Source organism: Streptomyces sp. MUM 203J (assembly GCF_022414595.1).
In the GTDB taxonomy this organism is placed as follows: domain Bacteria; phylum Actinomycetota; class Actinomycetes; order Streptomycetales; family Streptomycetaceae; genus Streptomyces.
Window position 1 is genome coordinate 1 of the sequence record NZ_JADWYO010000006.1, and the last position, 24,922, is coordinate 24,922.

Consider the following 24,922-nt stretch of genomic DNA (forward strand, 5'->3'; position numbering starts at 1 on the left):
CCGCTGTTCCGGGCGAGGGCGTCTGCGGCCCGGCCGCCCCGGCTGTGCGCGGAGCTGTCCCGGCCGCCCGCGCCGCTGCCTCCGGGGCCGCGGCGCCTGGGGGAGCGGCATCTGCTCCCTCGGGCGCCGTCGACCCGGTCTGCGGCGTCGCGTCGGACGCGACGGATGTCGGGTCCACGGTCACGGGTGCCGCTGCCCGGCCCGCGGGAGCATGCGTCCCGGGCGGGGGCGCCGTTTCCGCCGCGGCGGCCGCCGCTGCCCCGGCGACAGGTGCCGTCGCCTCCGGTGCGGGCATCGCGGGCCCGGGTGCCGCCCCCGCGCCGGGTCCGGTGCCCTCCGCCTGGCGCGGGGTGCCCCGGGTACGGGCGTCGTCCGCCAGGATCCACCGGCGGTGCAGCTCCAGCAGCTCCTCGCGGGACGCCCCCGCGAGGCGGGCCAGCCGGTCCACCACCGCGTACTCGGACGGGACCGTCTCGCCCAGGCAGTAGCGGTGCAGTGTCGACCGGCCGATGTGCAGCCTCCCGGCGAGTGCGCCGTAGCTGTGGCCCGTGCGGTCCTTCAGATCGCGCAGGAGTTCCGCGAAGCGTTCGATCTCGTCCGGCTGTCCCGTCATGCCCCCGGCCCCGTTCCGCCGCCTTGTCCCATGGTGTCCCCCGTCCCGGACCGCGTCCCGGGAAGTCGACGTTTCCCCAGGCCAGCGTACGCGTCGCCGTCCCGCCGTCCCGTCCCGGGCCGTGCCGCTTGCGGGTCGGCCCCGGGGGTTCCGAACCTGGGTTCACCGACACACCGGGCGACCTGCACAACGCCGGCCGCCCGGCCCTCACGAAACGGGGATACCGCATATGAACGTACGCCGGATCAGCGTCCGCAAGAGCGCCGTGATCACCGCCGCCGTCGCGGCCACCGCGCTCCTGATGCCGACCGCCGCCGCCACGGCCCAGGCCGAGGCCAGGACCGGGGTCAAGACCGAGGCGAAGGCAGAGGCGAAGGCAGAGGTCAAGGCCGAGGCGAAGGCCAAGGCTCCCAGGACCGTCTCCGCGCCCGGCTTCCTGGCCGCCGCCGACATGCCCGACGGCTGGGGCACCGAGTGGCAGGCCGGCCCCGTCACCAAGGGCAACCCGGAGTTCCCGCCCGGCTGCATGAGGGACGTCCTCCCGGCCAAGGGAGCCACCTGGCACCGCGCCTACTGGACCGACCTGGAGACCAGCGCCACCCAGATCTCCGTCACCACGCCGACGGTCGCCTCCGCCCGCAGGCTCGTCGCCGCCGCGGAGAAGGCCGCGGCCGACTGCGCCGCCGACAGCCTGCGCAAGACGCCCGGCGGGGCCGCCGCCTGGGACGACTACGGCAAGATCGCCGCCGAGGACGGCGCCCACGTGTACGGGGTGCACACCGAGCAGCCGTACGGGGCCCTCGACGTCGCCCTCATCGGCATCGGCCGCGACGGCCGGACCGTCACCTTCGTGGACTGGGGCCAGATGGGCTACCTGAAGGACCTGCCGGTGGAGGCCTTCAAGAAGACGATGGCCAAGGCGGTGAACGACCTCCGCTGAGGCCGGAATGCCCCCGTGCGCCCGCGTTCGCGTGAGCCGTAGGCTCGTGCGCATGCGTGGCGCACGGGGGAGAGGTCCGTACGGCTTCCGGTAGTCCGCCGGGAGATTCCCGGCGGTTCCTGCCGAAGGAGCGGGCCATGGCACGCACCGCACACCACCGTGCGCGCACCCGGTACCGGTACGACACCCACCTGGCCACCGAGATGCACGGCCTCCGGTACAGCGCCGCCGTGCTCACCGACGCCGCACGCGACGGCCGTCGCCCGCCCGCGGGCCGTCCGCCGCCGGGTCACCGTCCGCACCTGGGCGCGCGGTGTCCAGGACCCGTCCGTCGCCCGATGGGCCGTCGGGGAGGAGCGCAGGGCGCGGCAGCTGCTGCGCAGCCGGGCCGCCTCCTGCGGGCCCTGGTGAACCGGCCCGCGGGGCCCCTCGACGCGGAGGCAGCCGACGCTGTCGACGTCCCGCCCGCACGGCACCGGCATCACGCCCTCTGGCTGTCCTGACCGTGCGCGGCACACTGGAGGCATGTGCCGCAGCATCAAGACGCTCCGCCCGCCGGCCCTCCCTGAGAAGGCCACGGAAGAGGACGTCCAAGCCGCCGCCCTCCAGTACGTACGGAAGGTCTCCGGCTTCCGGGTGCCCGCCGCGCACAACCGGGAGGTCTTCGAGCGGGCCGTCGCGGAGGTGGCCGACGCGACGCGGCGCCTGCTGGACGACCTCGAGGTGCGGGGAGCGGGCGCCCGGGCGAGCTGACCGGACGCGCTGCCCGCCGACCTGTCAGGCGCCGGAGGGGCTCGCCCCGGCGGGGCCCTCGCGGCGCAGCACATACGCCGCCAGGCTGCCCGCCAGGAACAGCGCCAGGAGCGACACGCCCGCGCCGACCCAGGTCGCGCCCAGCCACTGGCCGCCGAAGTAGCCGAGGCCCACGCTGTACGTCGCCCACGCGAGCCCCGCCAGGGCCGACCACGGCACGAACTCCCGGGCCCTGCGGCGGGCCGCGCCCGCGCCGAGCGACACCACGGAGCGCCCGGCGGGAGCGAACCGGGCGATCACGACGAGCGCCCCGCCGCCCCGCCCCAGGGCCTTGCCGAGACGTTCCTGCGCCGTGGCCAGGCGCCGGGAGCGGGCGAGGGCGCGGTCGAGCCGGGGGCCGCCGCGCCAGGCCAGGCGGTAGGCGGCCAGGTCCCCGGCGACCGACGCGGCGGCCGCGCACAGCGCCAGCGTCACCAGCGACACGCTTTCCGGAGCCGTCGCCGCCGTGGCGGTGGCCGTCGCGGCGGTCGCCGCGGTCGCGGCCGTGATCACCAGCACGCCGCTCGGCAGGACCGGCAGGAACACGTCCAGCAGCACGGAGACGATCACGGCGGCGTACACCCAGGGGCTCGCCGCCAGCCACCCCATGCTCTCCAGCACCTTGTCTCCCGCCTCACCCCTGAACCGCCCCTGAGAACGCCGAACAGCGTACGCCTCGCGGGGCGTAAGGGGAGCACACAGGGCGCGAGGTGTTCACCCTCGCGCCCTGGTGCCGTGGAGGAACCGCCCGTCAGGCGGCGGTGGTGACCCCGCCGCGCGCGTCCGCGGAGGCACGCGACGGGAGGAGGCCCTCCAGGGCCAGCGCGCCCGGCCCGGTGAAGACCAGCAGCAGCAGCGCCCAGCAGAACAGGGCCGCGGACTCGCCGCCGTTCTGCATCGGGAACAGGCCCTGCGCCTGGTGCACGTCGAAGTACGCGTACGCCATCGAGCCCGACGCGAGGAACGCGGCGCTTCGGGTGCCGAGGCCCACGAGGACCAGAGCCCCCGCGACCAGCTCGATGGTCCCCGCGTACCAGAAGGGCCAGGTGCCGGAGGGGACCGTGCCGCCGCTGCCGTCGGCGCCCCCGAGGACGCCGAAGAGCTTCGCGGCGCCGTGCGACAGGAACAGCAGGCCGACGACGATCCGGAAGGCGCCCAGCGCGTACGGCTGGAACTGTTTCAGGCGCTCGCTGACTGCGGACATGGGGGGGGCTCCTTCGGCTGGGGACAGGACCGATGACAGCCTCCACGTTAGGCAGACCTCACTAATACTTGCAAGTTCAACATTCGGACGGGTCCGGGTCGGGGTCGGGTGCCGCCTCGGGCGAGGGGCCGGGGACACGGCCCGGGCCGGAGGGGGCTGCCGGGGTGCCCCACGACTGCTCGTGAACCGGGGTCAGCTCCCCTCTCCTCCCCGCCTGTTCGAGCAGCAGCCGGGCCCGGCGGCCGTGCAGCGCGAGCGTCATCAGCTGGTTGCCGAACCACGGCCCGCCGGTGCGCCGCCAGGCGACGCCCGACGGCCCGGTGCGGCCGTGCCGGGTCAGGGCCCGCCCCAGGGCGCGCCCCGCGCGGCTCCAGCCGAACCGGAACCCGAGCTGCAGCGCGTACGGGATCCACTGGTGCACGGGCGAACAGGTCAGCTGCATCACTCGCCCGCCGCCGGTGCCCGGACGTTCGGGCTCCGCCACATAGGAGTGGTGTACGTCGCCGGAGAGCACCGCGACTGTCGCCGGCCCGCCCGGCTCCGCCGCCGCCTCCGCCAGCAGCCCCGTCAGCCACTCGAACGACGCCGGGAACGCCGCCCAGTGCTCCAGGTCCGAGGCCCGCCGCAGCACCTCGCCCGCCCGCGCCCAGCGTTCCCCCCGCCCGCCCCGGCACAGCGCGGCGTTCCACTGCTCGGCATCGTGCACCAGCGGCGGCAGCAGCCACGGCAGGGCGCTCCCCACCAGCAGGTGATCCACTCCGCCCCGGTCAGCCAGCACCTGCTCCCGCACCCACCGGGCGTGGCCCCCGTCCAGTACGGAACGCTTCTCCTCGTCCAGGACCCGGCCAGCCCTGCCGTCGACCATCACGAGCCGGGTCCGCCCGAAGTCACGCCGGTAGCTCCAGCGGGCACGGGACGGGTCCTCGCCCGCCCCGGCCGCGAACCGCCGCAGCGCCTCCGTCCCGTCCGGGGCGGCGCGCACCTCCCCGTAGAGCGGATCCGTCGCCAGCTCGCCGGGAGAGAGGTTGCCGAGGTGCTGGTACACCCAGTACGCCATCAGTCCGCTGACCAGCCGCTCCCGCCACCAGGGGGTGGCCCGCAGGTCGGCGGCCCAGGCGGCGCTGGTGTTCCAGTCGTCGATCACGTCGTGGTCGTCGAAGATCATCAGTGACGGGACGGTGGAGAGCAGCCAGCGCACCCGCGGCTCGCCCCACGACTCGCCGTAGAGCCGGGTGTACTCCTCGAAGTCCGCGACCTGCGCCCCCTTGGGGTATGCCCTGCTCGCGCGAAGCCGAGAGCCCGGGGAAGCGTCCCGCAGGTCCCGCCGCGCGGCCAGCGAGCGCCGGGTCGCGGCGGACAGCCGGTCGGCGTACACCTGGTCGCCCAGGAGGAGCAGCGCGTCCGGCCGTGCGGCTCCGGGGTCGGCGGCCAGCCGGGCGGCGAGCGCCCCGAGGGCGTCGGGCCCCGCGGGCCTCCGGCCCCGGGCGCCGTCCGCGGCCCAGCGGCAGGACCCGAAGGTGAGCCGCGGGCCGCCGGTGCCGGGGCCCGGTGCGGTGATGCTGCTCGGGGGGAAGGGTGAACCGGGGAGCGGCCACACCCGGCGGCCGTCCAGCAGCACCTCGTACGCGGTGGCTGTGCCGGGAGTCAGCCCGGTGACCGGGATGAGCGCGTAGTGGTGGCCCGCGATATGGAAGGTGCGGGTCCGGCCGCCTGCCCCGTCGGCGCAGCGCACCTCGGCGGTGCAGGGGCGCCCGGTCTCGACCCAGACGGTCGCGCGGGTGCCGTGCGGCCACTCGGTGTAGCGCAGCAGCGGCCCCAGTCTCAGTCCGGCACCCATGCCTCGTCCCCCTTCGTCGCCGGGATCCGTACGGTACGGAACACCGCGCGGGCGCGGGCCGGTTCTCGCCCCGGCCGTACGGGCGGGAAACCGGCGCGCGTGGATGACGGAGGCCGGGCGGTGCTCAGCAGCCGTTCAGGACCGACTGCAGCCTGCTCTTCTCGGCGGGGTCGACGGAGAGCTTCCAGGAGTACTTCACGTGCACCCACATGCGGGCGTAGTGGCAGTGGTACGCGGTGCGCGGCGGCATCCACTGGGCCGGGTCCCTGTCGCCCTTGGCCTGGTTGACGTTGTCGGTGACGGCGATGAGCTGGGGGCGTGTCAGGTCGTTGGCGAAGGAGCGGCGCTGGCCGGTGGTCCATGAGGCGGCACCGGAGCGCCAGGCCTCGGCGAGCGGGACGACGTGGTCGATGTCCACGTCGGATGCGGCGTACCAGGTGGCGCCGTCGAACGGCGAGTACCAGCTGCCGCTGACGGCGCGGCAGTAGTCGTCCTGGACGACGCCGGAGCCGTCGCGCTTCAGCACGACCTCGCGGGTGTTGCACCGGCCGTACTGGGTGATCCAGTGCGGGAACTTGTCGCGGCTGTAACCGGTGGAGGAACCTTCCGGCTTCACCGTGAGCAGGCTCAGATACGACCTGGCGGTGGCGGCGCTGACCGGGGTGGGCGGGGCGGCCAGGGCGGTGGGCGCGGTGACGAGCAGGCCGGTGCCGGTGAGGGCGGCGGCCGAGGCGAGGACGGCTGCGCGGCGCAGGGCGCGAGACCGTGCGCGACGCGCGTAGACGCGGGGCATGAGTGACTCCCGGTGATGGTGGGGGTGCTGACCGCACCGCCCCGGCGAGGGCGGCCCGGTCATGGTGGTGGCGCGAAATTGCCTGGGGATGGGTGCCGGGTAACAGAATGACGACATGAACACGTCATTCTCAAGAGTGGTGCCGCCCTGCGTTCGCGCGCATGTCCGGAGGACCTTCGGAGTCGGCGGGCCGCGACGGGAGCGCCGGTTCAGCCGGAGGCGTAGTCCCGGGGCCGGTTCCACCGGCGTGCGGATGGGCGCTCGGTGACGACGTGCGCGCCCCGCATGCCGGTCACGCCTCGCGGAGCATGTGAGATGCGCCGAACACGCCTCTGAGGGTGGCGGGTTGTGGTGGGCTGGCCCCCGCCCGCTGTCACCCGCCACCCTGAAGGGCCGTCTGTGCGCGTCCGTACCCTGATACCCGCTGCGTTCGCTGCGGCGGCGCTCGCCCTGACCGGCTGCGGTCCCGAGACCACGGCCACCGACGGCCGGTCGGCCGCGCCGCCCGTCGCCGCGTCCGCCGAGGTTCCCGCGCCCGATCCGGCCGAGGCGAAGCCCGGCGAGGAGCCCACCCCCGCCGGCCTCCCGGCGCCGGTGCCGACTCCCACGCCCGTCGTCGAGATCTCCCTCCCCTCCCAGGCGGGGAAGAGCGTCCGTGCGGCCGTCCGGGCGGCCGAGGCCCGTGACCTGGACTACGCCGTCCATCTGGCCACGTCCTCGGCCACCGTCCATGCGCCCGGCAAGGAGGCCTCCGCCTACTCGCCGGGGGAGAGGGTCTGCCGCCAGCTCCTGGACACCGAGCGGGTGACCGACGACTTCGACGTCGCCTTTCTCGTGGCCCGGGACGGGCACGACTGTTCCGGTGACCCGCTTCCGCGGCCCCGGCGGACCGCCGCCCAGGACCCGCCGTCCTCCTCGGGAAGCACGGGAAGCACGGGAAGCGCGGGAAGCACGGGGAGCGCAGGAAGCTCGGGGAGCACGGGGAAAGCAGGCAGCGGCGTCGCCGCCGGCAGCGCCTGTGGCCCGATCCTGTCCAACGCGGGCAACTGCTACAACGCCGGCCAGTACTGCCGCAAGGCGGACGTCGGGCGCTCCACCCGTGCCGCCAGCGGCCGCACCGTCCACTGCCGGTACATCGCCACGGACGCGCGGCAGCCGCACTGGCAGTACTGACCCGCCTAGGCTGGCCACGTGCTGCTGCCCGTCGGCTTCACCTTCGGGGCCGTTCTCGCCGTGCTGCTCGCCGTCGCCGTCACCGTGTCCGCCGTCGCCCGGCTCCGGCCGCCCCGGGAGGTGGCCGTCGCCGGGGTGCGGGCGGCGGCGCAGCTCGCGGCCGTGTCGCTGGTGATCGGGTGGGTGGTCGAAGCCGTACCGCTGCTGCTGCTCTTCCTGCTCGTGATGTATGCCGTGGCCGTACGGACCGCCGGGCGGCGGGTCACCCGCAACGGGACCTGGTGGTGGGCCGCCGTACCCATCGCCGCCGGGGTCGGGCCCGTGGTGGCCGCGCTGCTGCTCACCGGGCTGGTGCCGGTGAGGGGCATCGCGCTCGTCCCGGTCACCGGGATCCTCATCGGCGGGGCCCTCACGGCGACGGTCCTCGGCGGGCGCCGGGCCCTGGACGATCTGGCCACGCGGCACGGCGAAGTGGAGGCGGGCCTGGCGCTCGGGCTGCTCGTGCGGGACGCGCGGATGGAGGTGGCGAGGCCGGCGGCGGCCGACGCGCTGCTGCCCGGACTGGACCAGACCCGGACCGTGGGGCTCGTCACACTGCCGGGCGCGTTCGTGGGGATGCTGCTGGGCGGGGCGTCACCCCTGCTGGCCGGGGCGGCGCAGCTTTTCGTGCTGGTCGGGCTGATGGCGGTGCAGGCCGTCGCGGTGGCCGTGGTGCTGGAGCTGGTCGCCCGGGGGCGGCTGCACCGGGACGGGGGCGGTGACCGGGTCCCGTAGGCTGGGCAGCGCAGAAGGGGAGTAGCTCTTCGCCGGAACGTCGACATACTGCTGGGTCTCGCGCCCGGCCGGCGCCCGGAGGCGGGACCCTTGACCGGGATCCGCCAGCGAGACCTTCGGCACCCGCAGTGTCCGTGGACGCGTACGCGTCCTGCGGCCCTGTTGTGCCGAAGCGACCCCTGATCCCGGTCGGTGTGTCTCTCGGTACGGCGGAGCCGCCCGAACCGATCGAGGAACCCAGCCCGTGCTCAGTCTGACCGTCGTGACGATCACCTTCGGTGTCGTCTTCCTCGCGGAACTCCCCGACAAGACCGCCCTCGCGGGCCTGATGCTCGGTACCCGCTACCGCGCGTCCTACGTCTTCGCGGGAGTCGCCGCCGCCTTCGCCGTGCATGTCGCGCTCGCCGTCGCCGCGGGCAGCGTCCTGACGCTGCTGCCGCACCGGCTGGTGCAGGCGGTCGTCGGCGTGCTCTTCCTCGCGGGCGCGGCGATGCTGCTGCTGAAGAAGGGCGGTGACGGGGACGGCGATCAGCCGAAGGACCCGTCCGACCAGTCCTTCTGGAAGGTCTCGGGAGCCGGTTTCATGCTGATCCTGGTGGCCGAGTTCGGTGACCTGACGCAGATCATGACCGCGAACCTCGCCGCCCGCTACGACAGCCCGCTGTCGGTGGGACTCGGCGCGGTGCTGGCGCTGTGGGCGGTCGCGGGGATCGGCATCCTCGGCGGACGGACGCTTATGCGGTACGTCCCGCTACGGCTGATCACGAAGGTGGCGGCGGGACTGATGCTTGCGCTGGCGGGATTCAGCCTGTACGAGGCGGTGACGGGCTGAGGGGCGGGCCCGTCGGGCGTGCGGCCTCCGTCACGGCGCCACGTGCAGCCGGACCGCGCCGTCCGCCCCCGCCTCCACCCGTACCGCGGTCAGGTCCGCGACATGGACGTCCGGCCCGAACGCCGCCGCCCGCGCCCCGACACCCACGACCCGCATCCCCGCGGCCCGCCCGGCCGCGATGCCCGCCTCGGAGTCCTCGAACACGACGCAGGCCTCGGGGGCGAAGCCCAGCTCCGCCGCGCCCTTCAGGAAGCCCTCCGGGTCCGGTTTGCTGGCGTCCACGCACTCGGCCGTCACGCGCACGTCCGGCAGCGGCAGCCCCGCCGCGCCCATCCGGGCCCGCGCCAGCGCGGCGTCGGCCGAGGTCACCAGGGCGTGCGGGAGCCGGGCGAGGGCCGTCATGAAGGCGGGCGCGCCGGGAACGGCGACGACGCCGTCGACGTCGGCGGTCTCCTCGGCCAGCAGCTGACGGTTCTCCGCGAGGTTCTGCTCCATGGGGCGGTCGGGCAGCAGCACGGCCATGGAGGCGTAGCCCTGGCGCCCGTGGACCACCTTCAGGGCCTCGGCCGGGTCCAGTCCGTGCCCCAGCGCCCAGCGGCGCCAGACGCGCTCGACCACGGCGTCCGAGTTGACGAGTGTGCCGTCCATGTCGAGCAGGAGGGCGCCGGCGGTCAGGGTCGTCAAGGCAGGTCTCCAGCCGTCTCCGGAAGAACGAAGCGGCCCGCCCGCCGGTCAGGGAGTACGGGCGGGACCACTTTGTTCCTGCACCATACAAAACGTGGGGCGTGCAACGCCAACCGGGTGGCGAGGGAGCGTTCGGGACCCCTCGCCACCCGGTCGGCGCAGTGCCGTGCGGTCTACTGGCGGCCCGCCGTCTCCGCCTCCAGCGCCGCCCGTGTGGTGGGCCCGTACACCCCGCGCGGGTCTCCGGTGATGGCCCTGGCCGTCTGGTACCGCGCGACCGCGGCCTCTACGGAGGCGTCGTACCGGTCGTGCATGGGGCCGTCGTACACCCCGGCCTCCCGCAGCCGGTGCTTGAGCTCCGAGACGGCCTGGCCCCGGTCGCCCCGGCTCAGGCTGGGGCCGTCGGCCGTGGGCGGCGCTTCGGTGCGGGGCGTGGCGGAGGTCTCCTGCACGGGATCGGGGCGCGCGGGCGCGGGAGCCTCCGGCGCGGCCGAGGGCTCGGCGGACGCGGACTCCCCGGCCGCGCCGGAGGCGGAGGCCGAGGCGGACGGGGAGGTGTCGGCGTCCTCCCGGGCCGACGCGGAGGGCGAGGGTGTCGCGGAGCCGTCCTCCGGGGACGGGCTCCCGGACCCGTCGACCGGCCACTGGTCCGCGCTCAGGCTCGGTACCGGAGCCACCCGGTCCGCCGAGTCGTCGCCGTCCGCGTCGAACAGGCCGCCCGCGAACGCCACCGTGCCGATCACCGCGACGACCGCCGCCGCCACGCCCGCGACGGCGACCGGCCGACGACGTCCGTCCGGCGGGCGCCGTACGTCGTCGCGCCGCCGCGACCGCCGGGGTCCCGGAGTGACGTCCGGCGCCCCGCCGCCGAGATGCTCGGCCCCGTCCGGGACGTACAGCTGCATGGTGGCGCCGTCCTCGTCGTACGAGGAGGCGGAGTACGCCGGAGCCCCCGGCCCCGTGGCCGGGGCGGACCCGGCCGGTCCGGCCGGGTCGGGCGGTACGGGCGGCTCCGGCGGTGCGGGCAGGGCCGGTACGGGCGGCAGAGGCGCCGTCACCTCGCCGTCCCCCTCGGCCGCCGGTGCCGTGCCCCGGGGTACGGCACCGGCATACCCCGCGCCGGGCGGCCCCGGGGCGCCTGCCTCAGGTGCGGTGCCCGGGTGGGCCGCACCGGACACGTCCGCCGCTCCGGAAGCCGACGCCTCGGGTGCCCCGTCCGGACGGGCGGCGCCGCCGGCGGGGTGTCCCGGGGCGTTCGTCCACGTCGCCGCCCCGGCACCGGGGCCCGGGTGGGCCGAGGTCCCGGCCTCGGCCCCGGGTGCCGTCCCCGGCGCCCCGCCCGTGTCCGGCAGGTTCACGTAAGGCCGGATCCGCAGGGGCTCGAACCTGCCCTGGGCAGGCCCCGCCGCGCACGCGCACCCCGGCCCTCGCGGTGGCGCGGGCGTGCCGCACTCAGGACAGACCTTTCCGGCCACGTGTGGGTCCTCCCCTTGAGGTCCTGCTGATGTTCCGCCGATGTCCCGCCCCCGGAGACTGGCAGCGATTATGCAGCCCCGACGTGACCTGCCCAACACCTACCGCCCTGCTCGACAGGCCATAACGGGACAGACCCACCACGATGGGTGGGGAATCAGCGAGGGAGGCGCCCATGTCGCGGCCAGCGAGCGTTTCGGCCACCACGCCCACACCCGATGCGGGACACAGCACCCGCACCCTGTGGCTGGCCATCGGGGCCCTGCTGCTCGGGATGCTGCTCGCCGCACTCGACCAGACCATCGTGTCGACCGCCCTGCCGACCATCGTCAGCGAACTCGGCGGCATGGAGCATCTGTCCTGGGTCGTCACGGCCTACCTGCTCGCCTCCACGGCCGCCACCCCGCTCTGGGGCAAGCTGGGCGACCAGTACGGGCGCAAGACGCTGTACCAGTCCGCGATCGTCATCTTCCTCATCGGCTCTGCGCTGTGCGGCATCGCGCAGGACATGCCGCAGCTCATCATCTTCCGCGCTCTGCAGGGGCTCGGCGGCGGCGGGCTGATGGTGCTGTCCATGGCGATCGTCGGGGACCTCGTCCCGCCCCGCGACCGGGGCAGGTACCAGGGCCTGTTCGGCGCGGTCTTCGGCGCGACCAGCGTCCTCGGCCCGTTGCTCGGCGGGCTGTTCACCGACCACCTGTCCTGGCGCTGGGTCTTCTACATCAACCTGCCGGTCGGGATCGTCGCCCTGTTCGTCATCGCCGCCGTCCTGCACCTCCCGAAGCACGGCACCCGCCACACCATCGACTATCTGGGCACCTTCCTCATCGCCGCCGTCGCCACCTGCCTGGTCCTCGTGGCCTCCCTGGGCGGCACCACCTGGCCGTGGGCCTCGGCCCAGATCATCGGTCTCACCGCTCTCGGCGCCGTCCTGCTCGTCGCGTTCGTGTACGCCGAGCGCCGGGCCGCCGAGCCCGTCCTGCCGCTCGGACTGTTCCGGAACCGCACCTTCACGCTCGTCTCCGTCATCAGCTTCGTCATCGGCTTCGCGATGTTCGGCGCCATGACGTACCTGCCGACGTTCCTCCAGGTCGTGCAGGGAGTGAGCCCCACCATGTCCGGCGTCCACATGCTGCCTATGGTGATCGGCCTGCTGCTGACCTCCACCGCCTCCGGGCAGCTCGTCAGCCGCACGGGCCGCTGGAAGGTCTTCCCCGTCGCCGGCACCGCCCTGACGACCGTCGGGCTGGTCCTGCTCCACCAGATGGAGCAGGACAGCGGGGTGTGGGAGGTCAGCGCCTACTTCTTCGTCTTCGGCGCCGGACTCGGCCTCGTCATGCAGGTCCTCATCCTCGCCGCGCAGAACGCCGTCAGCTACGCGGACCTGGGCGTCGCCACCTCCGGCGTCACCTTCTTCCGCTCCATCGGCGCGTCCTTCGGTGTCGCCGTCTTCGGCACGGTCTTCACCAACCGGCTCACCGGGCTGCTCACCTCGGCCCTCGCCGGGCAGGACGTCCCGCCGGGTGCGGACGCCGACGCCATCGCCGCCGACCCGCGCGCCATCGCGGAACTGCCCTCGCCGCTCCAGCCGGCCGCGCTCTCCGCCTACTCGACCTCCATCACGGACGTCTTCCTCTACGCCTCGCCCGTGCTGATCCTGGCCTTCGCCGTCTCCTGGTTCCTCCGGGAGGACAGGCTGCGCGGCTCGGTCACCGCGCCGGACCCCAGCGAGACGATCGCCTCCAACCCCGTCGAGCGGTCCTCGTACGACGAGTGCGTGCGCGCCCTGTCCGTGCTCGGCTCCCGTGAGGGCCGCAAGGAGGTGTACGAGAAGATCACCGCCCGCGCGGGTCTCGACCTGCTGCCCGCGTCCAGCTGGCTGCTGCTGCGGATCCGCCGCCACGGGACCGTCGAGCCCGGGCGGCTCGCGGAGACCACCCCCGTACCGCTGAAGACGATCACGGAGGCGTCGCGGCAGGTGGAGGGGCGCGGGCTGGCCCGGCGCGAGGGGCTGGACCTGATGCTGACCGACCAGGGCGTGGAGGCCGCGACCAGGCTGGCGCACGCCCGGGAGGATTCGCTCGCCGAACTGCTCGGCGACTGGTGGGGGCCGGACCGGCCGACGGACCTGATCAAGCTGGTGGAGGAGCTGACGGCCGAGCTGAGCGGTTCGGTCCGGGAGCGCCCCATGCCCGAACCGCCCCCGGACCACCGGCTGTAGGGCGACCTACCGGCCCGCCGGCTCCTTGCCGTACCAGACCTCCGCGTACGGGTCCTCGTCCGTGTACCGCGGGATCTCCCGGTAACCGTGCCGTGCGTACAGCGCCCGCGCCTCCACCAGGTCCAGCCGGGTGTTGAGGACCAGCCGCCGGGCCCCCAGCTCCGCGGCGGCCGCCTCCAGGGCGTCCAGCAGCCGCCCCGCGCCGCCGGTGCCGCGGAGCGCCGGCCGGACGAACACCCGGGTCAGCTCGGCCCGTTCGGAGTCCAGCAGCCGGACACCCCCGCACGCGGCCGGAGATCCGTCGCACCGGCCCACCAGGAACCGCCCGGTCGGCGGGGCCAGTTCCTCGACACCGTCGTCCGTGAGCCCCTCGTCGATCTCCGTCTCGGTCGCGGCACGCCCCCAGTACCGTCCGGCCACCTCGCCGTAGTAGTCGCGGCGCAGGGCAGTGGCGTCACGGCTGTCGTACGGCTCGGCGCGGATGTCCAAGACAGCCTTCGGCGGCATGGCCTCAGGACACCACCCGGGCCACCAGCAGCCCGTCGTAGCCCTTCACCCCGACGGTTTGGAGCACGGTCGCGTCCAGCCGGGGCTCCCGCGCCACCAGCTCGAACAGCTCACGTGTGCCACGCACCGCCGGGTCGTCGCTGTCCGCGTCCAGCACGGCTCCGCCCCGCACGACGTTGTCCACGACGACGACGCTGCCCGGACGGCCCAGCTTCAGCGCCCACTCCACATAGCGGGGGTTGTTGACCTTGTCCGCGTCGAAGAAGAACAGGTCGAACGGGCCGGCGCCCTCCGCCTCCAGGACGGGCAGCGTGTCGAGCGCGGCGCCGGTCCGCACCTCCGCGACCTTGTCGAGCCCGGCCCGGGCCAGGCTGCCCCGGGCCACGTCCGCGTTCTCCGGGTTGTACTCCAGGGAGATCAGCCTGCCGCCCTCGGGCAGCGCCCGGGCCAGCCAGATCGTGCTGTAACCGCCGAGGGTGCCGATCTCCAGGATCGAGCGCGCCCCGTGGATCCGCGCCAGCAGCTGCAGCAGCTTCCCCTGACTGGCCGCGACAGCGATCTGCGGCAGCCCGGCCTCGTCGCTGGCGGCCAGCGCCCCGGCCAGCGCCTCGTCCTCGGGCGCCAGCATCCCGGAGACATACGTGTCGACGGAGGCCCACAGGTCCTGGGCGTTCTTCTGCGCGTTCTGAGTCATGCTCAGCAACCTATGACCCGGCCTTGCGAATCACCAAGGGAGTTCCGGCCGGAGGGGCAGACCGCCACACGCACGGGGGCTGGTCGGCGCGGGGTGCCGCGGCACACGTCCGCGGGCCGGTCCGCACGCGTCCACGGCGACGGGGAGGTGGTCCGAGCCGCACGTCGGCCGGCGACACGCTGCCGATGGCGCAATGGCGGGGTGCGGTCCGTGCGGCCGGGCCAGGCTGTGCGGGTCGGCGCGGTCGCGCCGGGGGCCGGGCAGGGCGGATGCTCGCCGAGGATCGCGCATGTCTTCGGCAGGCCCCCGGGCAGGCCGCCAGAAGAGGTCCGCCGTCACCCGGCCGGGGGCGGCGGCCACCGCGGAGGAGGAGTGAATGGGAGTCGGCGTCTCCGGCGTGGCCGCGGTGACCGTCCTGGTCAGCGATCTCGCCCGCAGCACCCGCTGGTACTGCGACGTGCTCGACCTCACCTTCATCAGGGAGTTCACCGTGGACGGGTCTCTCTGGGGCGTGGTGCTGCTCGACACCGATGCCAGGTTCGTGTTCGTCCTGCAGGACAGGGCGACCGTCCCCGGGGTGGAAGATCTGCACGGCACCTTTCCGGTGGTCCTGGCCGCGCCCTCGCGAGCGTTCGTCGACGGCATGGCCGACCGGCTGCGCCGCATGGGGCTGAGCCCGCGCGGACCGGTCAGCGACCCGGACGGGACCATCGTGGAGGTGGCGGACCCGGACGGGATCTTCGTACGGTTCCGGCACGTGGCGGCCGACGCGGCGGAGACGTTCCAGGGGGTGTCCTACGGAGCGGAGGGAATCACCGGCACCTACGACCGCCCACGCCTGCGGCTGCCGCCACGCGCCGCTCCGTGAGGGGGCGGTGCCGTCTCACGGAGCGCCGCGCCACGGGCCGGACACCGACGGGTCCACCGGCACCGGCCGCCGCACCGGACCGGCCTGCAGGACCTCCGCCCGGATCCCGGCGAGGACCTTCTCCGTGCGCGTGCGGGGCGCCGTGCCGTTCCCCGGCTGCCGGACTCCCGGGGGCTCACACCGCCGGCTCGGACCGGCCCGCCGGTCCGCCCTGCCGTGCGGGGCGGGCGGCACCCGGCCGGTCCGTACGAACGCGCCGGGTTCATGAACTCGGGCAGCAGGGCCGCCGGTTCGCGGCGCAGTCTGCCCGCGTCCCCCGGCACCTGCGCCGGCTCGCATCGAGCCCGTCGACGTGACCGCCGACCCGGCCGGACCGAGGTGCCCGTCCCGGCCACCGGAGACCTCCTCGATACGCCTCTTCGCTCGCGCCGACCGGCCGGCGGCCTGCCGCACACGAAGCGCACGGCCCCGGACCGCGGCCACGCCATCGTGAGGGAGCGCCCACGGAAGGAGCGCGGTTGATCACCGAGTTCCCGGGCGGCCCGGTGCGGTGACGGAACCGGCCCGGGGCGGGGTACGGGAGGCCGGTCCAGGCCCCGGGCCGCGAGTTCCGCAGGACGGGTGGGAGAGGGCGGCGGTTCAGAGCCGCCCCGTCGCCGGAGCCCGGCCGAGACCGGCCGCCAGCAGCGCACCGAAGGCAAGGGCGCCGCCCAGCCACATCACGGCCGTCACCCCGCCGCCGTCCGCCGCGAGTCCGCCGGCCAGGGCGCCCAGGGCGATCGCGCTGTTGAAGACGCCGACGAACAGGGCGGCCGCCCCCTCGCGCGACTGCGGCGCCGAGGCCAGCAGCCAGGTCTGCGTGGCCACCGACACCCCGCCGTACGACAGACCCCACACCACGAGCAGCACCGCGGCGGCCCGCACCGAACCTCCCAGCGCGGGCGTCAGCGCCACCGTCGCCGCCAGCACCGCGCAGATCACCAGCAGCGTCGCCCGCGGCGAGCGGCTCGCCCCGGAGCCCGACACGAAGGTGCCGACGACCCCGGCCACCCCGTACACCAGCAGCAGCGTGCCGATCTGCGGGGCGCTCGCGCCCGACACCTCCTCCAGCACCGGCCGGATGTACGTGTACGCCGCGAAGTGCCCGGTCACCAGCAGCGCCACCACCGCGAGCCCGGTCGCCACCCGCGGCTCCCGCAGCAGTCCCAGCACGCCACCCAGCCGTACCTCCTGCTCGGCGGGGAGCCGGGGCAGCAGCACGGCCAGCGCCAGCAGGACCAGCAGGGCCAGGCCGCCCGCGGCGGCGAAGGCCGTACGCCAGTCGGTCAGTTCACCGATGTACGTACCGGCCGGAACGCCCAGCACCGAGGCCACCGCGATCCCGCTGAAGATCAACGACGTGGCCCGAGCCACCGACCCGGGCGGCACCAGCCGGACCGCGAGGCCCGCCGCGATCGCCCACACGCCGCCCATGCCGACACCGACCAGCACCCGCGCCGCCACCATCACGCCGAACCCGGGCGACCACGCGGCGAGCAGGTTCCCGAACGCCAGCAGCGCCATCAGCGCGCACAGCACCGTCCGCCGGTCGAACCTGCCCAGCGCGGACGTCAGCAGCGGCGCCGACACCGCGGCGACCAGACCGGTGACGGTCAGGGTCAGCCCCGCCGTCCCCTCCGTCACCCGCAGCGCGCCGCCCATCGGGGTCAGCAGCCCCACCGGCAGCATCTCGGACGTGACCACGGTGAAGGTCGCCCCCGCGACCGCGGCCACCCCCAGCCGGCCCTTCACGGGCGGGCGTCCCGGCTGCCGCACGGCCCCCGCCCCCGCGATTTCCTCAGTCTGTGCCATGCCTTTCAGCCAACCCGCCCTGACCTGGGGGAACAACGGCGAATCGCTCATCCTTCCATGAGCTGGGCTACTTGATCCCGATGCGATCCCGGGACCGGAGGGGAGAGGTGTGCGCGGCTTGGAGATACGGGAACTGGAGGCCTTCCTCGTGCTCGCGGAGGAGCTGCACTTCGGCCGTGCGGGCCGGCGGCTGTACGTGTCCCAGAGCAGGGTCAGCCAGCTGCTGCGTTCCCTGGAGCACCGGATCGGCGCGCCCCTCGTCGCCCGCACCAGCCGCCGGGTGGCGCTCACCCCCCTGGGGGAGCGGTTCCTGGCCGAACTCCGGCCCGCTTACGGCCGGCTGAGCACCGCGGTCGAGGCCGCCCGGGAAGCGGCGCGCGGCATCGGCGGCGTCCTGCGGGTCGGCTTCCAGGGCACCGCCGACGACTGTCTCACCGGCGCCATCACGCTGTTCGAGAAGCGGCACCCGGGCTGCTCCGTCGAGATCGTCGAGATCCCGCTGGCGGACCCCTTCGGTCCGGTCCGCCGTCAGGAGGTCGACGCGGCCGTGGTGCTGCTGCCGGTGGAGGAACCGGACCTGGTGCTCGGCCCGGTGTTCTCGCGGCAGCCGCAGACCCTGGCGGTACCGGCCCGCCATCCGCTCGCGTCCCGCGCGTCCGTGTCGGCGGAGGAACTGGCCGGCACTCCCCTGATCGGTGTCAGCGACGCGGCCCCCGCCTACTGGCGCCGCGCCCAGGCGCCGAGCCACACCCCGGGAGGGGTGCCGATCCCGGCGGGCCCGGTCGTCAGGACCCTCCAGGAGGGGCTCAGTCTGACGGCTGCCGACCGGGGAGCGATGCTGCTGTGCCGCTCGACGGCGGAGTACCACGACCGCCGCCGCTCGATCGCCTTCGTTCCGGTCGAGGGTCTGCCGGACTCGTTCCTGGGCCTGGTGTGGCACCGGGTCCACGCGTTCGCGCGCGCCCGGGCCTTCGCGGAGACGTTCACCTCCGCCTGCGCGGGAGCCGAGCCACCGGCCTCCCGGCCCTTGCGTACCGGTGGTAGCACCTCCCAGACTGGGCAGTAACTAGAACGCGTACCACTCCGCGAGGAGAGGACCCGGCATGCCCGCGGAACCCGTGATCGTCGAAGCCGTACGCACCCCCCTCGGCCTGCGCGGCGGCGCGCTCGCCCCCCTGCACCCGGCTCACCTGCTGGGCGAGACCTGCCGGGAACTGCTCGGCCGCGGAGGCATCCCCGCCGACTGCGTCGAACAGGTCGTCGGCGGCACGGCAGTCCAGACAGGCGAGCAGGCCGCGAACCCCGCCCGTACCGCCTGGCTCGCCGCCGGACTGCCCTACGAGACGGCCGCCACGACCGTCGACTTCCAGGGCGGCTCCTCCCAGCAGGCCGCCCATCTGGTGGCCGGGCTGATCGCCGCCGGGATCATCGACGTCGGGGTGAGCTGCGGCGCCGAGTCGGCGTCCCGCGTCCCGCCCGGCGGCGACGGCCACGGCCGGGCCCTGCCCGACGACTGGCACATCGACCTCCCCCACCCCGTCCGCGCCGCGGAGCGCATCGCCCGTCACCGCGGCATCGGCCGCGACCGTGCCGACGCATACGCCCTGCTGTCCCAGCGCCGTGCGGCCGCCGCGTGGGCCGAGGAACGGTTCAAGCGGGAGACCTTCCCCGTACAGGTCCCCGCCCCCGACGACCTGTGGCGGCTCGTGGACCGGGACGAGGGGCCGCGGGACGGCGACGGGCAGACACTCGCCGGGCTCACCCCGCTCACCCCGGACGCCGTCCACACCACCGGCACCCGCGCTCCCGCCGCCGACGGTGCCGCCGCGCTCCTCTGGGCGTCCAAGCGCATGGCCCGCGCCCTGGGACTGCGACCGCGCGCCCGCGTCCTCGCCCAGGCCGCGGTGGGCGCGGACCCGCGCCACCACCTGGACGGGGCCGTGGACGCGACCCGCGCCGTCCTCGGCAGGGCGGGGATGTCCGTACGGGACCTCGACCTCTTCGAGGTCGACGAGTGCTTCGCGGGGGTCGTCCTGAGCTGGACCGACGTCTTCGGCCGGGACGAGCGGGACGGCCTCCTGGAGCGGGTGAACGTCAACGGCGGCGCTCTCGCCCTCGGCCATCCGGGCGGCGCGGCGGGGGCCCGGCTGCTCACCACCGTGCTGCACGAGCTGGAGCGCCGCGACGCGGCGACGGCGCTCGTCACCATGAGCGCGGGCGGCGCCCTCGCCACGGCGACGATCCTCCAGCGGCTCTGACCGCGGCGCCTCCAGCATCACGGGAGCACGGAAAGAGCCCCGGCCGCGTGCGGGTCGCACGCGGCCGGGGCCCTCGTCATGCCTGGGCGGCTCGGAGACTCAGTGGCTCAGTACCACTTGTTGGCCTGCCAGAAGTCCCAGGCGCCGCACGGGCTGCCGTAGCGGTCGTTCATGTAGTCCAGGCCCCACTTGATCTGGGTGGCCGGGTTGGTCTTCCAGTCCTTGCCCGCCGAGGCCATCTTCGAGGCCGGCAGGGCCTGGACCAGGCCGTAAGCGCCGGACGAGGCGTTCCGGGCGGTGTGGTCCCAGCCGGACTCATGCTCGACGATCTTGCTGAAGCACTGGTACTGGTTCGCCGGGACCATCTTCTTGGCGATGGCCTGCGCCGGGTTCGGCGCGGCCGAAGCCGGGGTCGTCACGGCCATCACCGCACCCGAGGCGCCCAGCAGCACGGCTGCGGCGGCGACGGCGGACTTGTTGCGGCGGGTGGTCAGACGGCTGGAGATGGAGCGGAACACGTAAGAGACCTCACGTCGGGGACAGGGCTGTCGCAGGCATGCCGGAACCAAGGCCGGGGTGACCCGGGATCTCGGGGGAGTGGCGTGCCAGGGGCGCTGCGGCGGACCTTCGCGGTGCCGTCGTTGCCCGGCGACGTCCACCAGACAACCAGGCCGGGCGGCCCGGTGCAACGACCCCCAGTACGAGGCGGGACCGGAGAACGGGGGTGCGCCCCCGCGCCCCCGCGCGGTGCCGACCTAGGGTATACAGGGCAAAACGGGCTGTCGGAGGGGTCCCGGTGGCCTCCTAAGCCGCCTCGTATGTGACGTGGGTCGCGTGGGGTGCCTCACCGCCAGGAGGGTCGAAAAGGGGTGTTTCAGGGTCTTTCCGGGCCTTCGAATGTGACCTGGGCCTCGAAGGCCGCCCGGCGAGTGGCCCGCCTCAGCGCCTTCAGCACCGTCGATCCGATGGTGAGCGTCAGCACCACCGTCAGCGCCGCCCGTCCCGCGTCCCAGCCCATCGACGTCGCCAGGCAGTACGCCGCGAAACGCACCAGGTTCTCGTGCACCGGCTCACCCGGCTGGAAGGCGATCCCGCTCCCGATGCCCTGGAGCGTCACCCAGCCGTACAGGTTCATGACCGTCCCGTACGCGAACGCCGCCACCGCCCCGTACACCGCGAGCATCAGCAGCTCGCCCCGCTCCCGCAGCCTCCCCCGGGTTCCCCGCTCCGCCCGGGCAGGGGTGCCCCCCGTGGCGCCCGGCAACAGCCCCGCCCCCATCGAGAACCAGCCCATCGCCAGCATCTGGAACGGCATCCACGGCCCCACCCCGCCGGTCAGCAGCGCCGACGCGAAGATCGTGACCGCGCCGAGCACGAAGCCGAAGCCCGGGCCCAGGACCCGGCCGCTCAGCAGCATCAGGAAGAACATCGGTTCCAGACCCGCCGTGCCCGCCCCCAGCGGACGCAGCGCCGCGCCCACCGCCGCGAGCACGCCCAGCATCGCGACCGCCTTGGCGTCGACGCCACCGTCCGACAAGGTGGCCACGACCACCCCGATCAGCAGCGGCAGCAGCAGCGCCAGCAGCCAGGGCGCGTCCTGCGCGTGCGACGCGTGCGCCCGCGCCACCTCCGCGTCCACCAGCAGCGGCCAGCCGAACGCGAACACGCCGGTCAGACTGACGAGGAGGAGGGCGGCCACGGAACGCGGCCCGAGCCGGATGGGCCGCGCGGCCATGGGCCGGGCGGTCACCGGGGAGCCTCCGCTTCGGTCAGCGCCGCCTTCACCTGCGCCACGGTGAGCCACGGCTGCGGCGCCAGCACCTTGCTGACCTGCGGGGCGAACGCCGGGGACGACACGACGACCTCGTGAGTCGGCCCGTCCGCGACGATCTCGCCGTCCGCGAGGATCACGACCCGGTGGGCCAGCTCCGCCGCCAGCTCCACGTCGTGCGTCGCCATGAGGATCCCGTGCCCCTCCGCGGCGAGGCCCCGCAGCACCTCCACCAGCCGCGCCTTCGCCGCGTAGTCCAGGCCGCGGGTCGGCTCGTCCAGCAGGAGCAGCCGGGGCCGGCCCGTCAGCACGACCGCCAGCGCCAGCGCCAGTCGCTGCCCCTCGGACAGGTCCCGCGGATGTGTCCCGTCCGGTACGCCCGGGAGCAGCCCGGCCACCAGCTCCCGGCACGACCCGGGGGCAGCGCCCGCGTCGGTGTCGGCCGCGCCGCACTCCGCCGCCACGGTGTCCGCGTACAGCAGGTCACGGGGCTCCTGCGGCACGAGGCCCACCTGCCGGATCAGTTCCCGCGGGGGTGTCCTGTGCGGGTCCCGCCCCGCCACGAGGACCCGGCCGTTCGTGGGCGCGACCATGCCGGCGAGCGCGGCGAGCAGCGTGGACTTCCCTGCGCCGTTCCGGCCCATGAGCGCCACGGTCTCGCCTGGGACGAGTCCCAGGCCGACGCGCCGAAGCGCCTCCACCCTGCCCCGGCGCACGCCCAGGTGGTCGACGTGCAGCAGGCCCCGGGCGGGTGGCTGTTCCGCCGTGCGCGCCGTCTCCGAGGCTCCCCGCTTCGTCTCAGCAGGGGGGACACCCGTCGCCGCAGGCGGTACGACCGCCTGCGGCGGGGTGGTGCTCCGCCACCGGAGCGGCCACCGGCGGCGACGGCCCCCGGACTCGCCGCCTTCCGCTGCGGGCGGTCGTTGGGCCGGGGTCACGGGCGCCTCCGCCGCGAGAGCGGAGCCGGAGGTCCGGGGGAACGCGGGCATGGCGGCCGACCCGCCGGGGGACACCACGGCCACGGTCCCGGCCAGCCGTTCCCGCAGCACCCCCGCCCGCCGCCGCGCGTCCCGGACCGTGAGGGCCGGCGGGGCCCACCCCGCCACCCGGGAGAGCCCGACCACCGGGGGGTACACGGGGGACACCGCCATGACCTCGGCGGGCGGGCCCACGGCCAAGGGCGCCCCGCGCGCGCCCAGCAGCGCGACCCGGTCCGCGTACTGGACCACCCGTTCCAGCCGGTGCTCGGCCATCAGCACCGTCGTGCCCAGGTCGTGCACGAGCCGCTGCAGCACGGCCAGCACCTCTTCCGCCGCACCCGGATCGAGCGCCGAGGTCGGCTCGTCCAGCACCAGCACCTTCGGGTGCGCGGCCAGCACGGACCCGATCGCCACCCGCTGCCGCTGGCCCCCCGACAGCGTCGCGATCGGCCGGTCCCGCAGCTCCGCCAGGCCCAGCAGGTCCAGCGTCTCCTCCACCCGCCGCCGCATGACGTCCGGCGGCAGGCCCAGCGACTCCATCCCGTACGCCAGCTCGTCCTCCACCACGTCCGTGACGAAGTGCGCCAGCGGGTCCTGCCCCACCGTGCCGACCACGTCGGCCAGTTCACGCGGCCGGTGCGTCCGGGTGTCGCGCCCGTCGACCGTGACCCGTCCCCGCAGCGTGCCGCCCGTGAAGTGCGGCACCAGTCCCGACACCGCGCCCAGCAGCGTCGACTTGCCGACCCCGGACGGACCCACCAGCAGCACCAGTTCGCCCTCGGGGACCGTCAGGTCCACGTGCTCCAGGGCCGGCGCGCCTGCGTCGGCGTACGTCACCGACACGTTCTCGAACCTGATCACACACCCTCCTCGGGAACGGGCGGCGGTACCGGCGCCACGAACGCGGGAACCAGCCCCACCAGTACGGACAGCGCCGGCCACACCGGCAGCTCCGGGGCCACCAGCGGCGCGACCCCCGGACGCAGCGCCCCGGAGTCGTACGAGACCGCCCAGATCATCAGCGCGCCGACCGCGATCCCCGACCCGGCGACCAGCCACGCCCGCACACCCCACCGGTCGGGCCGGTACCGGGTCCGCACCGATCGGCGACCGCCCAGCCACAGTCCCGCGAGGGCCGCCACGAGCCCGACGCCCACCAGCGGCAGCCCGTACCCGGCGCCCTCCGCCGCCACCAGGCCGTACGCACCGGCGCAGATCCCCAGCAGCCCGCCCAGCGTCAGGACGTTCGTCAGCCGCCGCACGGCCGCCGGCACCGCGGCCGTGCGGCCGTACCCGCGCGCGTCCATCGAGGCGGCCACCGCCACCGACCGCTCCAGCGCGCCCTCCAGCACCGGCAGCCCGATCTGGAGGACCGCCCGCACGCCGCCCGTCGGCCGCCCGCGCAGCCTTCGCGCGGTGCGCAGCCGGGCCACGTCGGCCACCATGGCCGGCGCGAACGTCATCGCGACGACCACGGCGACCCCCGCCTCGTACAGCGCGCCCGGCAGCGACTTGAGCAGCCGCGCGGGGTCGGCGAGCGCGTTGGCGGCGCCGACGCAGATCAGCAGCGTCGCCAGCTTCGCCCCGTCGTAGAGCGCGAACACCACCTGTTCCGCTGTCACCCGGCCGCCGATCCGCAGTCCCTGCATCCACGCCGGCAGCGGCAGCTCGGGCAGCGTGAACAGCACATGCGTGCCCGGGATCGGGGAGCCGAGCGCCACCGAGAACACCAGCCGCACCGCGATCACGGCCAGGCCCAGCTTCACGAACATCCCGTACGAGCGGGCCCACGGCGCGTCCGCCGACCTGCGGGCCGCCACCACGTACCCGGCCACGCCCACCAGCAGGCCCAGCAGCAGCGGGTTGGTGGTGCGGGACGCAGCGACGGCGAGTCCCAGCGCCCACAGCCACCAGGCGCCCGCGGGCACGGCATTGGACCGGTGCGCCTCAGGCGCCCGCCACCAGGTGCTCACCGGTGCCCGCGCCGCCGGGCCCGTACGACCGCGGCCACACCCAGCGCCAGGACGGCGCCCAGTCCGGCGAGCACACCGACGGAGGGCCCGCTGCCCGGCCCGGGTTCCTCGGCGGCGGGGGCGGGTGCGGACGCGGGAGCGCTCGGTGGGGGAGCGGCCGCCGCCACCTGTTCCCCGCAGCCCTCCTCCGGATACCCCGCGATGGCGCACAGCAGGGCCTGGCTGTTGTAGCGCAGCGGCGCGGCGACCGCGGCCAGCGCGTCCGCGCCGCTCGCGTCCGGCCGTACCCGGGCGCAGGCGGTGCGTGGCGCGGGCGGGGTCTCCCCGGCGGGTGCGTCGGCCGGGACGCCGAAGTCGAGGACCAGCCCGACCCGCTTGGTGCCGTCCTTCGCGGGCGTACCGTCGCAGATCGCGGCGAAGTCGGGCGCCCGGCGCGGCTGGTGGGCGTCCGAGCTGTCGGCGCTCACCGCGAAGCGGTAGCCGTGTACGTCCCCGTCGGCGGGCCGTGCCGTGGCCGGGCCCTGGGTGGCATACGTCCAGGCCCCGTCGCCGCTCTCCCAGAAGGACCAGTAGCGGTACCCGGAGGTCTCGCCCCCGTGTGCGGGACCGGCGGCGAGGAGACCGAGCAGGACGGCGCACACGGCGGCGAGCCCCCGCGCGGGAAGATGGGTTCCGGCGCTCACG

The 24,922-nt window shown here is 75.0% G+C and carries 25 protein-coding genes; 10 read left to right on the plus strand and 15 right to left on the minus strand.

The window, feature by feature from the left end; all coding sequences use genetic code 11:
* On the minus strand, positions 1-613 hold a 613-nt coding region (locus tag I3F58_RS05470), incomplete at its 3' end, for a helix-turn-helix transcriptional regulator (protein ID WP_240107052.1).
* Between the two features lie 229 nt (positions 614-842).
* On the opposite strand from I3F58_RS05470, the gene I3F58_RS05475 reads away from it, so the two are divergent.
* From I3F58_RS05475 to I3F58_RS05485, 3 genes are all read left to right on the plus strand, one after another.
* Positions 843-1,553, plus strand: a complete 711-nt coding sequence (locus I3F58_RS05475) for a hypothetical protein (RefSeq protein WP_240107053.1) — start codon at positions 843-845, stop codon at positions 1,551-1,553.
* 137 nt (positions 1,554-1,690) lie between these two features.
* The gene (locus I3F58_RS05480; RefSeq protein WP_240107054.1) at positions 1,691-2,056 is read left to right on the plus strand and encodes a hypothetical protein; all 366 of its coding nucleotides are present in this window, start codon (positions 1,691-1,693) and stop codon (positions 2,054-2,056) included.
* Between the two features lie 22 nt (positions 2,057-2,078).
* Complete coding sequence (locus I3F58_RS05485; protein ID WP_240107055.1) at positions 2,079-2,306, plus strand: DUF2277 domain-containing protein; 228 nt, start codon at positions 2,079-2,081, stop codon at positions 2,304-2,306.
* Positions 2,307-2,330: 24 nt separating this feature from the next.
* Here the strand turns inward: I3F58_RS05485 and I3F58_RS05490 are convergent, their stop codons facing one another.
* The 4 genes from I3F58_RS05490 to I3F58_RS05505 all read right to left on the minus strand — a co-directional run bounded on the left by I3F58_RS05490 (position 2,331) and on the right by I3F58_RS05505 (position 6,179).
* Complete coding sequence (locus I3F58_RS05490; protein WP_240107057.1) at positions 2,331-2,966, minus strand: DedA family protein; 636 nt, start codon at positions 2,964-2,966, stop codon at positions 2,331-2,333.
* 130 nt (positions 2,967-3,096) lie between these two features.
* Entirely contained in the window at positions 3,097-3,549 is a 453-nt protein-coding gene (locus I3F58_RS05495) for a DoxX family protein (RefSeq protein ID WP_240107058.1), read from the minus strand.
* A gap of 76 nt (positions 3,550-3,625) precedes the next feature.
* The gene (locus I3F58_RS05500; RefSeq protein WP_240107059.1) at positions 3,626-5,386 is read right to left on the minus strand and encodes an alkaline phosphatase D family protein; all 1,761 of its coding nucleotides are present in this window, start codon (positions 5,384-5,386) and stop codon (positions 3,626-3,628) included.
* Between the two features lie 124 nt (positions 5,387-5,510).
* The gene (locus tag I3F58_RS05505; protein WP_240107060.1) at positions 5,511-6,179 is read right to left on the minus strand and encodes an HNH endonuclease family protein; all 669 of its coding nucleotides are present in this window, start codon (positions 6,177-6,179) and stop codon (positions 5,511-5,513) included.
* A gap of 399 nt (positions 6,180-6,578) precedes the next feature.
* On the opposite strand from I3F58_RS05505, the gene I3F58_RS05510 reads away from it, so the two are divergent.
* The 3 genes from I3F58_RS05510 to I3F58_RS05520 all read left to right on the plus strand — a co-directional run bounded on the left by I3F58_RS05510 (position 6,579) and on the right by I3F58_RS05520 (position 8,958).
* Positions 6,579-7,352, plus strand: coding sequence for a hypothetical protein (locus tag I3F58_RS05510; RefSeq protein WP_240107061.1), 774 nt, complete (start codon positions 6,579-6,581; stop codon positions 7,350-7,352).
* Positions 7,353-7,370: 18 nt separating this feature from the next.
* Positions 7,371-8,126 (plus strand): ABC transporter permease, encoded by a 756-nt coding sequence (locus I3F58_RS05515; protein WP_240107062.1) that lies wholly within the window; start codon positions 7,371-7,373, stop codon positions 8,124-8,126.
* A 244-nt stretch (positions 8,127-8,370) separates the two neighbouring features.
* Positions 8,371-8,958: a TMEM165/GDT1 family protein gene (locus tag I3F58_RS05520; protein WP_240107063.1), complete on the plus strand. Its 588-nt coding sequence runs from the start codon at positions 8,371-8,373 to the stop codon at positions 8,956-8,958.
* 30 nt (positions 8,959-8,988) lie between these two features.
* On the opposite strand, the gene I3F58_RS05525 is transcribed toward I3F58_RS05520, so the two are convergent.
* Together I3F58_RS05525 and I3F58_RS05530 are read right to left on the minus strand one after the other, a co-directional pair.
* Positions 8,989-9,642: an HAD-IA family hydrolase gene (locus I3F58_RS05525; RefSeq protein WP_374207909.1), complete on the minus strand. Its 654-nt coding sequence runs from the start codon at positions 9,640-9,642 to the stop codon at positions 8,989-8,991.
* Between the two features lie 173 nt (positions 9,643-9,815).
* Entirely contained in the window at positions 9,816-10,700 is an 885-nt protein-coding gene (locus tag I3F58_RS05530; protein ID WP_240107064.1) for a peptidoglycan-binding protein, read from the minus strand.
* Between the two features lie 590 nt (positions 10,701-11,290).
* On the opposite strand from I3F58_RS05530, the gene I3F58_RS05535 reads away from it, so the two are divergent.
* On the plus strand, positions 11,291-13,336 hold the full coding sequence (locus I3F58_RS05535; RefSeq protein WP_240107065.1) for an MFS transporter: 2,046 nt from the start codon (positions 11,291-11,293) through the stop codon (positions 13,334-13,336).
* A gap of 6 nt (positions 13,337-13,342) precedes the next feature.
* Here I3F58_RS05535 and I3F58_RS05540 read toward each other — a convergent pair whose 3' ends face one another.
* Both I3F58_RS05540 and I3F58_RS05545 read right to left on the minus strand, forming a co-directional pair.
* Positions 13,343-13,843 (minus strand): GNAT family N-acetyltransferase, encoded by a 501-nt coding sequence (locus tag I3F58_RS05540; protein WP_240107066.1) that lies wholly within the window; start codon positions 13,841-13,843, stop codon positions 13,343-13,345.
* 4 nt (positions 13,844-13,847) lie between these two features.
* Complete coding sequence (locus I3F58_RS05545) at positions 13,848-14,471, minus strand: O-methyltransferase (protein WP_374207913.1); 624 nt, start codon at positions 14,469-14,471, stop codon at positions 13,848-13,850.
* Positions 14,472-14,913: 442 nt separating this feature from the next.
* Between I3F58_RS05545 and I3F58_RS05550 the strand changes: the two genes are divergently transcribed.
* Positions 14,914-15,405: a VOC family protein gene (locus I3F58_RS05550; RefSeq protein WP_240107069.1), complete on the plus strand. Its 492-nt coding sequence runs from the start codon at positions 14,914-14,916 to the stop codon at positions 15,403-15,405.
* A gap of 639 nt (positions 15,406-16,044) precedes the next feature.
* Here the strand turns inward: I3F58_RS05550 and I3F58_RS05555 are convergent.
* Positions 16,045-17,256 carry an MFS transporter gene (locus tag I3F58_RS05555; protein WP_240107070.1) on the minus strand — a complete coding sequence of 404 codons (1,212 nt, stop codon included), beginning with the start codon at positions 17,254-17,256 and terminating at the stop codon, positions 16,045-16,047.
* Between the two features lie 109 nt (positions 17,257-17,365).
* Between I3F58_RS05555 and I3F58_RS05560 the strand changes: the two genes are divergently transcribed.
* Complete coding sequence (locus tag I3F58_RS05560) at positions 17,366-18,322, plus strand: LysR family transcriptional regulator (protein ID WP_240107071.1); 957 nt, start codon at positions 17,366-17,368, stop codon at positions 18,320-18,322.
* A 37-nt stretch (positions 18,323-18,359) separates the two neighbouring features.
* Positions 18,360-19,514 carry a steroid 3-ketoacyl-CoA thiolase gene (locus I3F58_RS05565; RefSeq protein ID WP_240107072.1) on the plus strand — a complete coding sequence of 385 codons (1,155 nt, stop codon included), beginning with the start codon at positions 18,360-18,362 and terminating at the stop codon, positions 19,512-19,514.
* Between the two features lie 107 nt (positions 19,515-19,621).
* Here the strand turns inward: I3F58_RS05565 and I3F58_RS05570 are convergent, their stop codons facing one another.
* The 5 genes from I3F58_RS05570 to I3F58_RS05590 all read right to left on the minus strand — a co-directional run bounded on the left by I3F58_RS05570 (position 19,622) and on the right by I3F58_RS05590 (position 24,921).
* Positions 19,622-20,032 carry a transglycosylase SLT domain-containing protein gene (locus I3F58_RS05570; protein ID WP_240107074.1) on the minus strand — a complete coding sequence of 137 codons (411 nt, stop codon included), beginning with the start codon at positions 20,030-20,032 and terminating at the stop codon, positions 19,622-19,624.
* 356 nt (positions 20,033-20,388) lie between these two features.
* Positions 20,389-21,249 carry an ECF transporter S component gene (locus I3F58_RS05575; protein ID WP_240107207.1) on the minus strand — a complete coding sequence of 287 codons (861 nt, stop codon included), beginning with the start codon at positions 21,247-21,249 and terminating at the stop codon, positions 20,389-20,391.
* An 11-nt stretch (positions 21,250-21,260) separates the two neighbouring features.
* Positions 21,261-23,126 carry an ABC transporter ATP-binding protein gene (locus I3F58_RS05580; RefSeq protein ID WP_240107076.1) on the minus strand — a complete coding sequence of 622 codons (1,866 nt, stop codon included), beginning with the start codon at positions 23,124-23,126 and terminating at the stop codon, positions 21,261-21,263.
* A complete protein-coding gene (locus tag I3F58_RS05585) occupies positions 23,123-24,238 on the minus strand; it encodes an energy-coupling factor transporter transmembrane protein EcfT (protein ID WP_240107077.1) in 1,116 nt (371 codons plus the stop codon). Before I3F58_RS05585 ends, I3F58_RS05580 begins: the two co-directional genes overlap by 4 nt.
* A complete protein-coding gene (locus I3F58_RS05590) occupies positions 24,235-24,921 on the minus strand; it encodes an SCO2322 family protein (RefSeq protein WP_240107078.1) in 687 nt (228 codons plus the stop codon). The genes I3F58_RS05585 and I3F58_RS05590 overlap by 4 nt, the downstream gene beginning before the upstream one ends.
* Position 24,922 lies beyond the last annotated feature (1 nt).

Excerpts from the sequence above, each read along its gene's own strand:
- I3F58_RS05575 (WP_240107207.1), bottom strand. The coding sequence starts at position 21,249 with ATGGCCGCGCGGCCCATCCGGCTCGGGCCGCGTTCCGTGGCCGCCCTC.
- I3F58_RS05505 (WP_240107060.1), bottom strand. The coding sequence starts at position 6,179 with ATGCCCCGCGTCTACGCGCGTCGCGCACGGTCTCGCGCCCTGCGCCGC.
- I3F58_RS05475 (WP_240107053.1), top strand. The coding sequence starts at position 843 with ATGAACGTACGCCGGATCAGCGTCCGCAAGAGCGCCGTGATCACCGCC.
- I3F58_RS05565 (WP_240107072.1), top strand. The coding sequence starts at position 18,360 with ATGCCCGCGGAACCCGTGATCGTCGAAGCCGTACGCACCCCCCTCGGC.
- I3F58_RS05485 (WP_240107055.1), top strand. The coding sequence starts at position 2,079 with ATGTGCCGCAGCATCAAGACGCTCCGCCCGCCGGCCCTCCCTGAGAAG.
- I3F58_RS05535 (WP_240107065.1), top strand. The coding sequence starts at position 11,291 with ATGTCGCGGCCAGCGAGCGTTTCGGCCACCACGCCCACACCCGATGCG.
- I3F58_RS05550 (WP_240107069.1), top strand. The coding sequence starts at position 14,914 with ATGGGAGTCGGCGTCTCCGGCGTGGCCGCGGTGACCGTCCTGGTCAGC.
- I3F58_RS05495 (WP_240107058.1), bottom strand. The coding sequence starts at position 3,549 with ATGTCCGCAGTCAGCGAGCGCCTGAAACAGTTCCAGCCGTACGCGCTG.
- I3F58_RS05545 (WP_374207913.1), bottom strand. The coding sequence starts at position 14,471 with ATGCTGGCGCCCGAGGACGAGGCGCTGGCCGGGGCGCTGGCCGCCAGC.
- I3F58_RS05555 (WP_240107070.1), bottom strand. The coding sequence starts at position 17,256 with ATGGCACAGACTGAGGAAATCGCGGGGGCGGGGGCCGTGCGGCAGCCG.
- I3F58_RS05540 (WP_240107066.1), bottom strand. The coding sequence starts at position 13,843 with ATGCCGCCGAAGGCTGTCTTGGACATCCGCGCCGAGCCGTACGACAGC.
- I3F58_RS05480 (WP_240107054.1), top strand. The coding sequence starts at position 1,691 with ATGGCACGCACCGCACACCACCGTGCGCGCACCCGGTACCGGTACGAC.
- I3F58_RS05500 (WP_240107059.1), bottom strand. The coding sequence starts at position 5,386 with ATGGGTGCCGGACTGAGACTGGGGCCGCTGCTGCGCTACACCGAGTGG.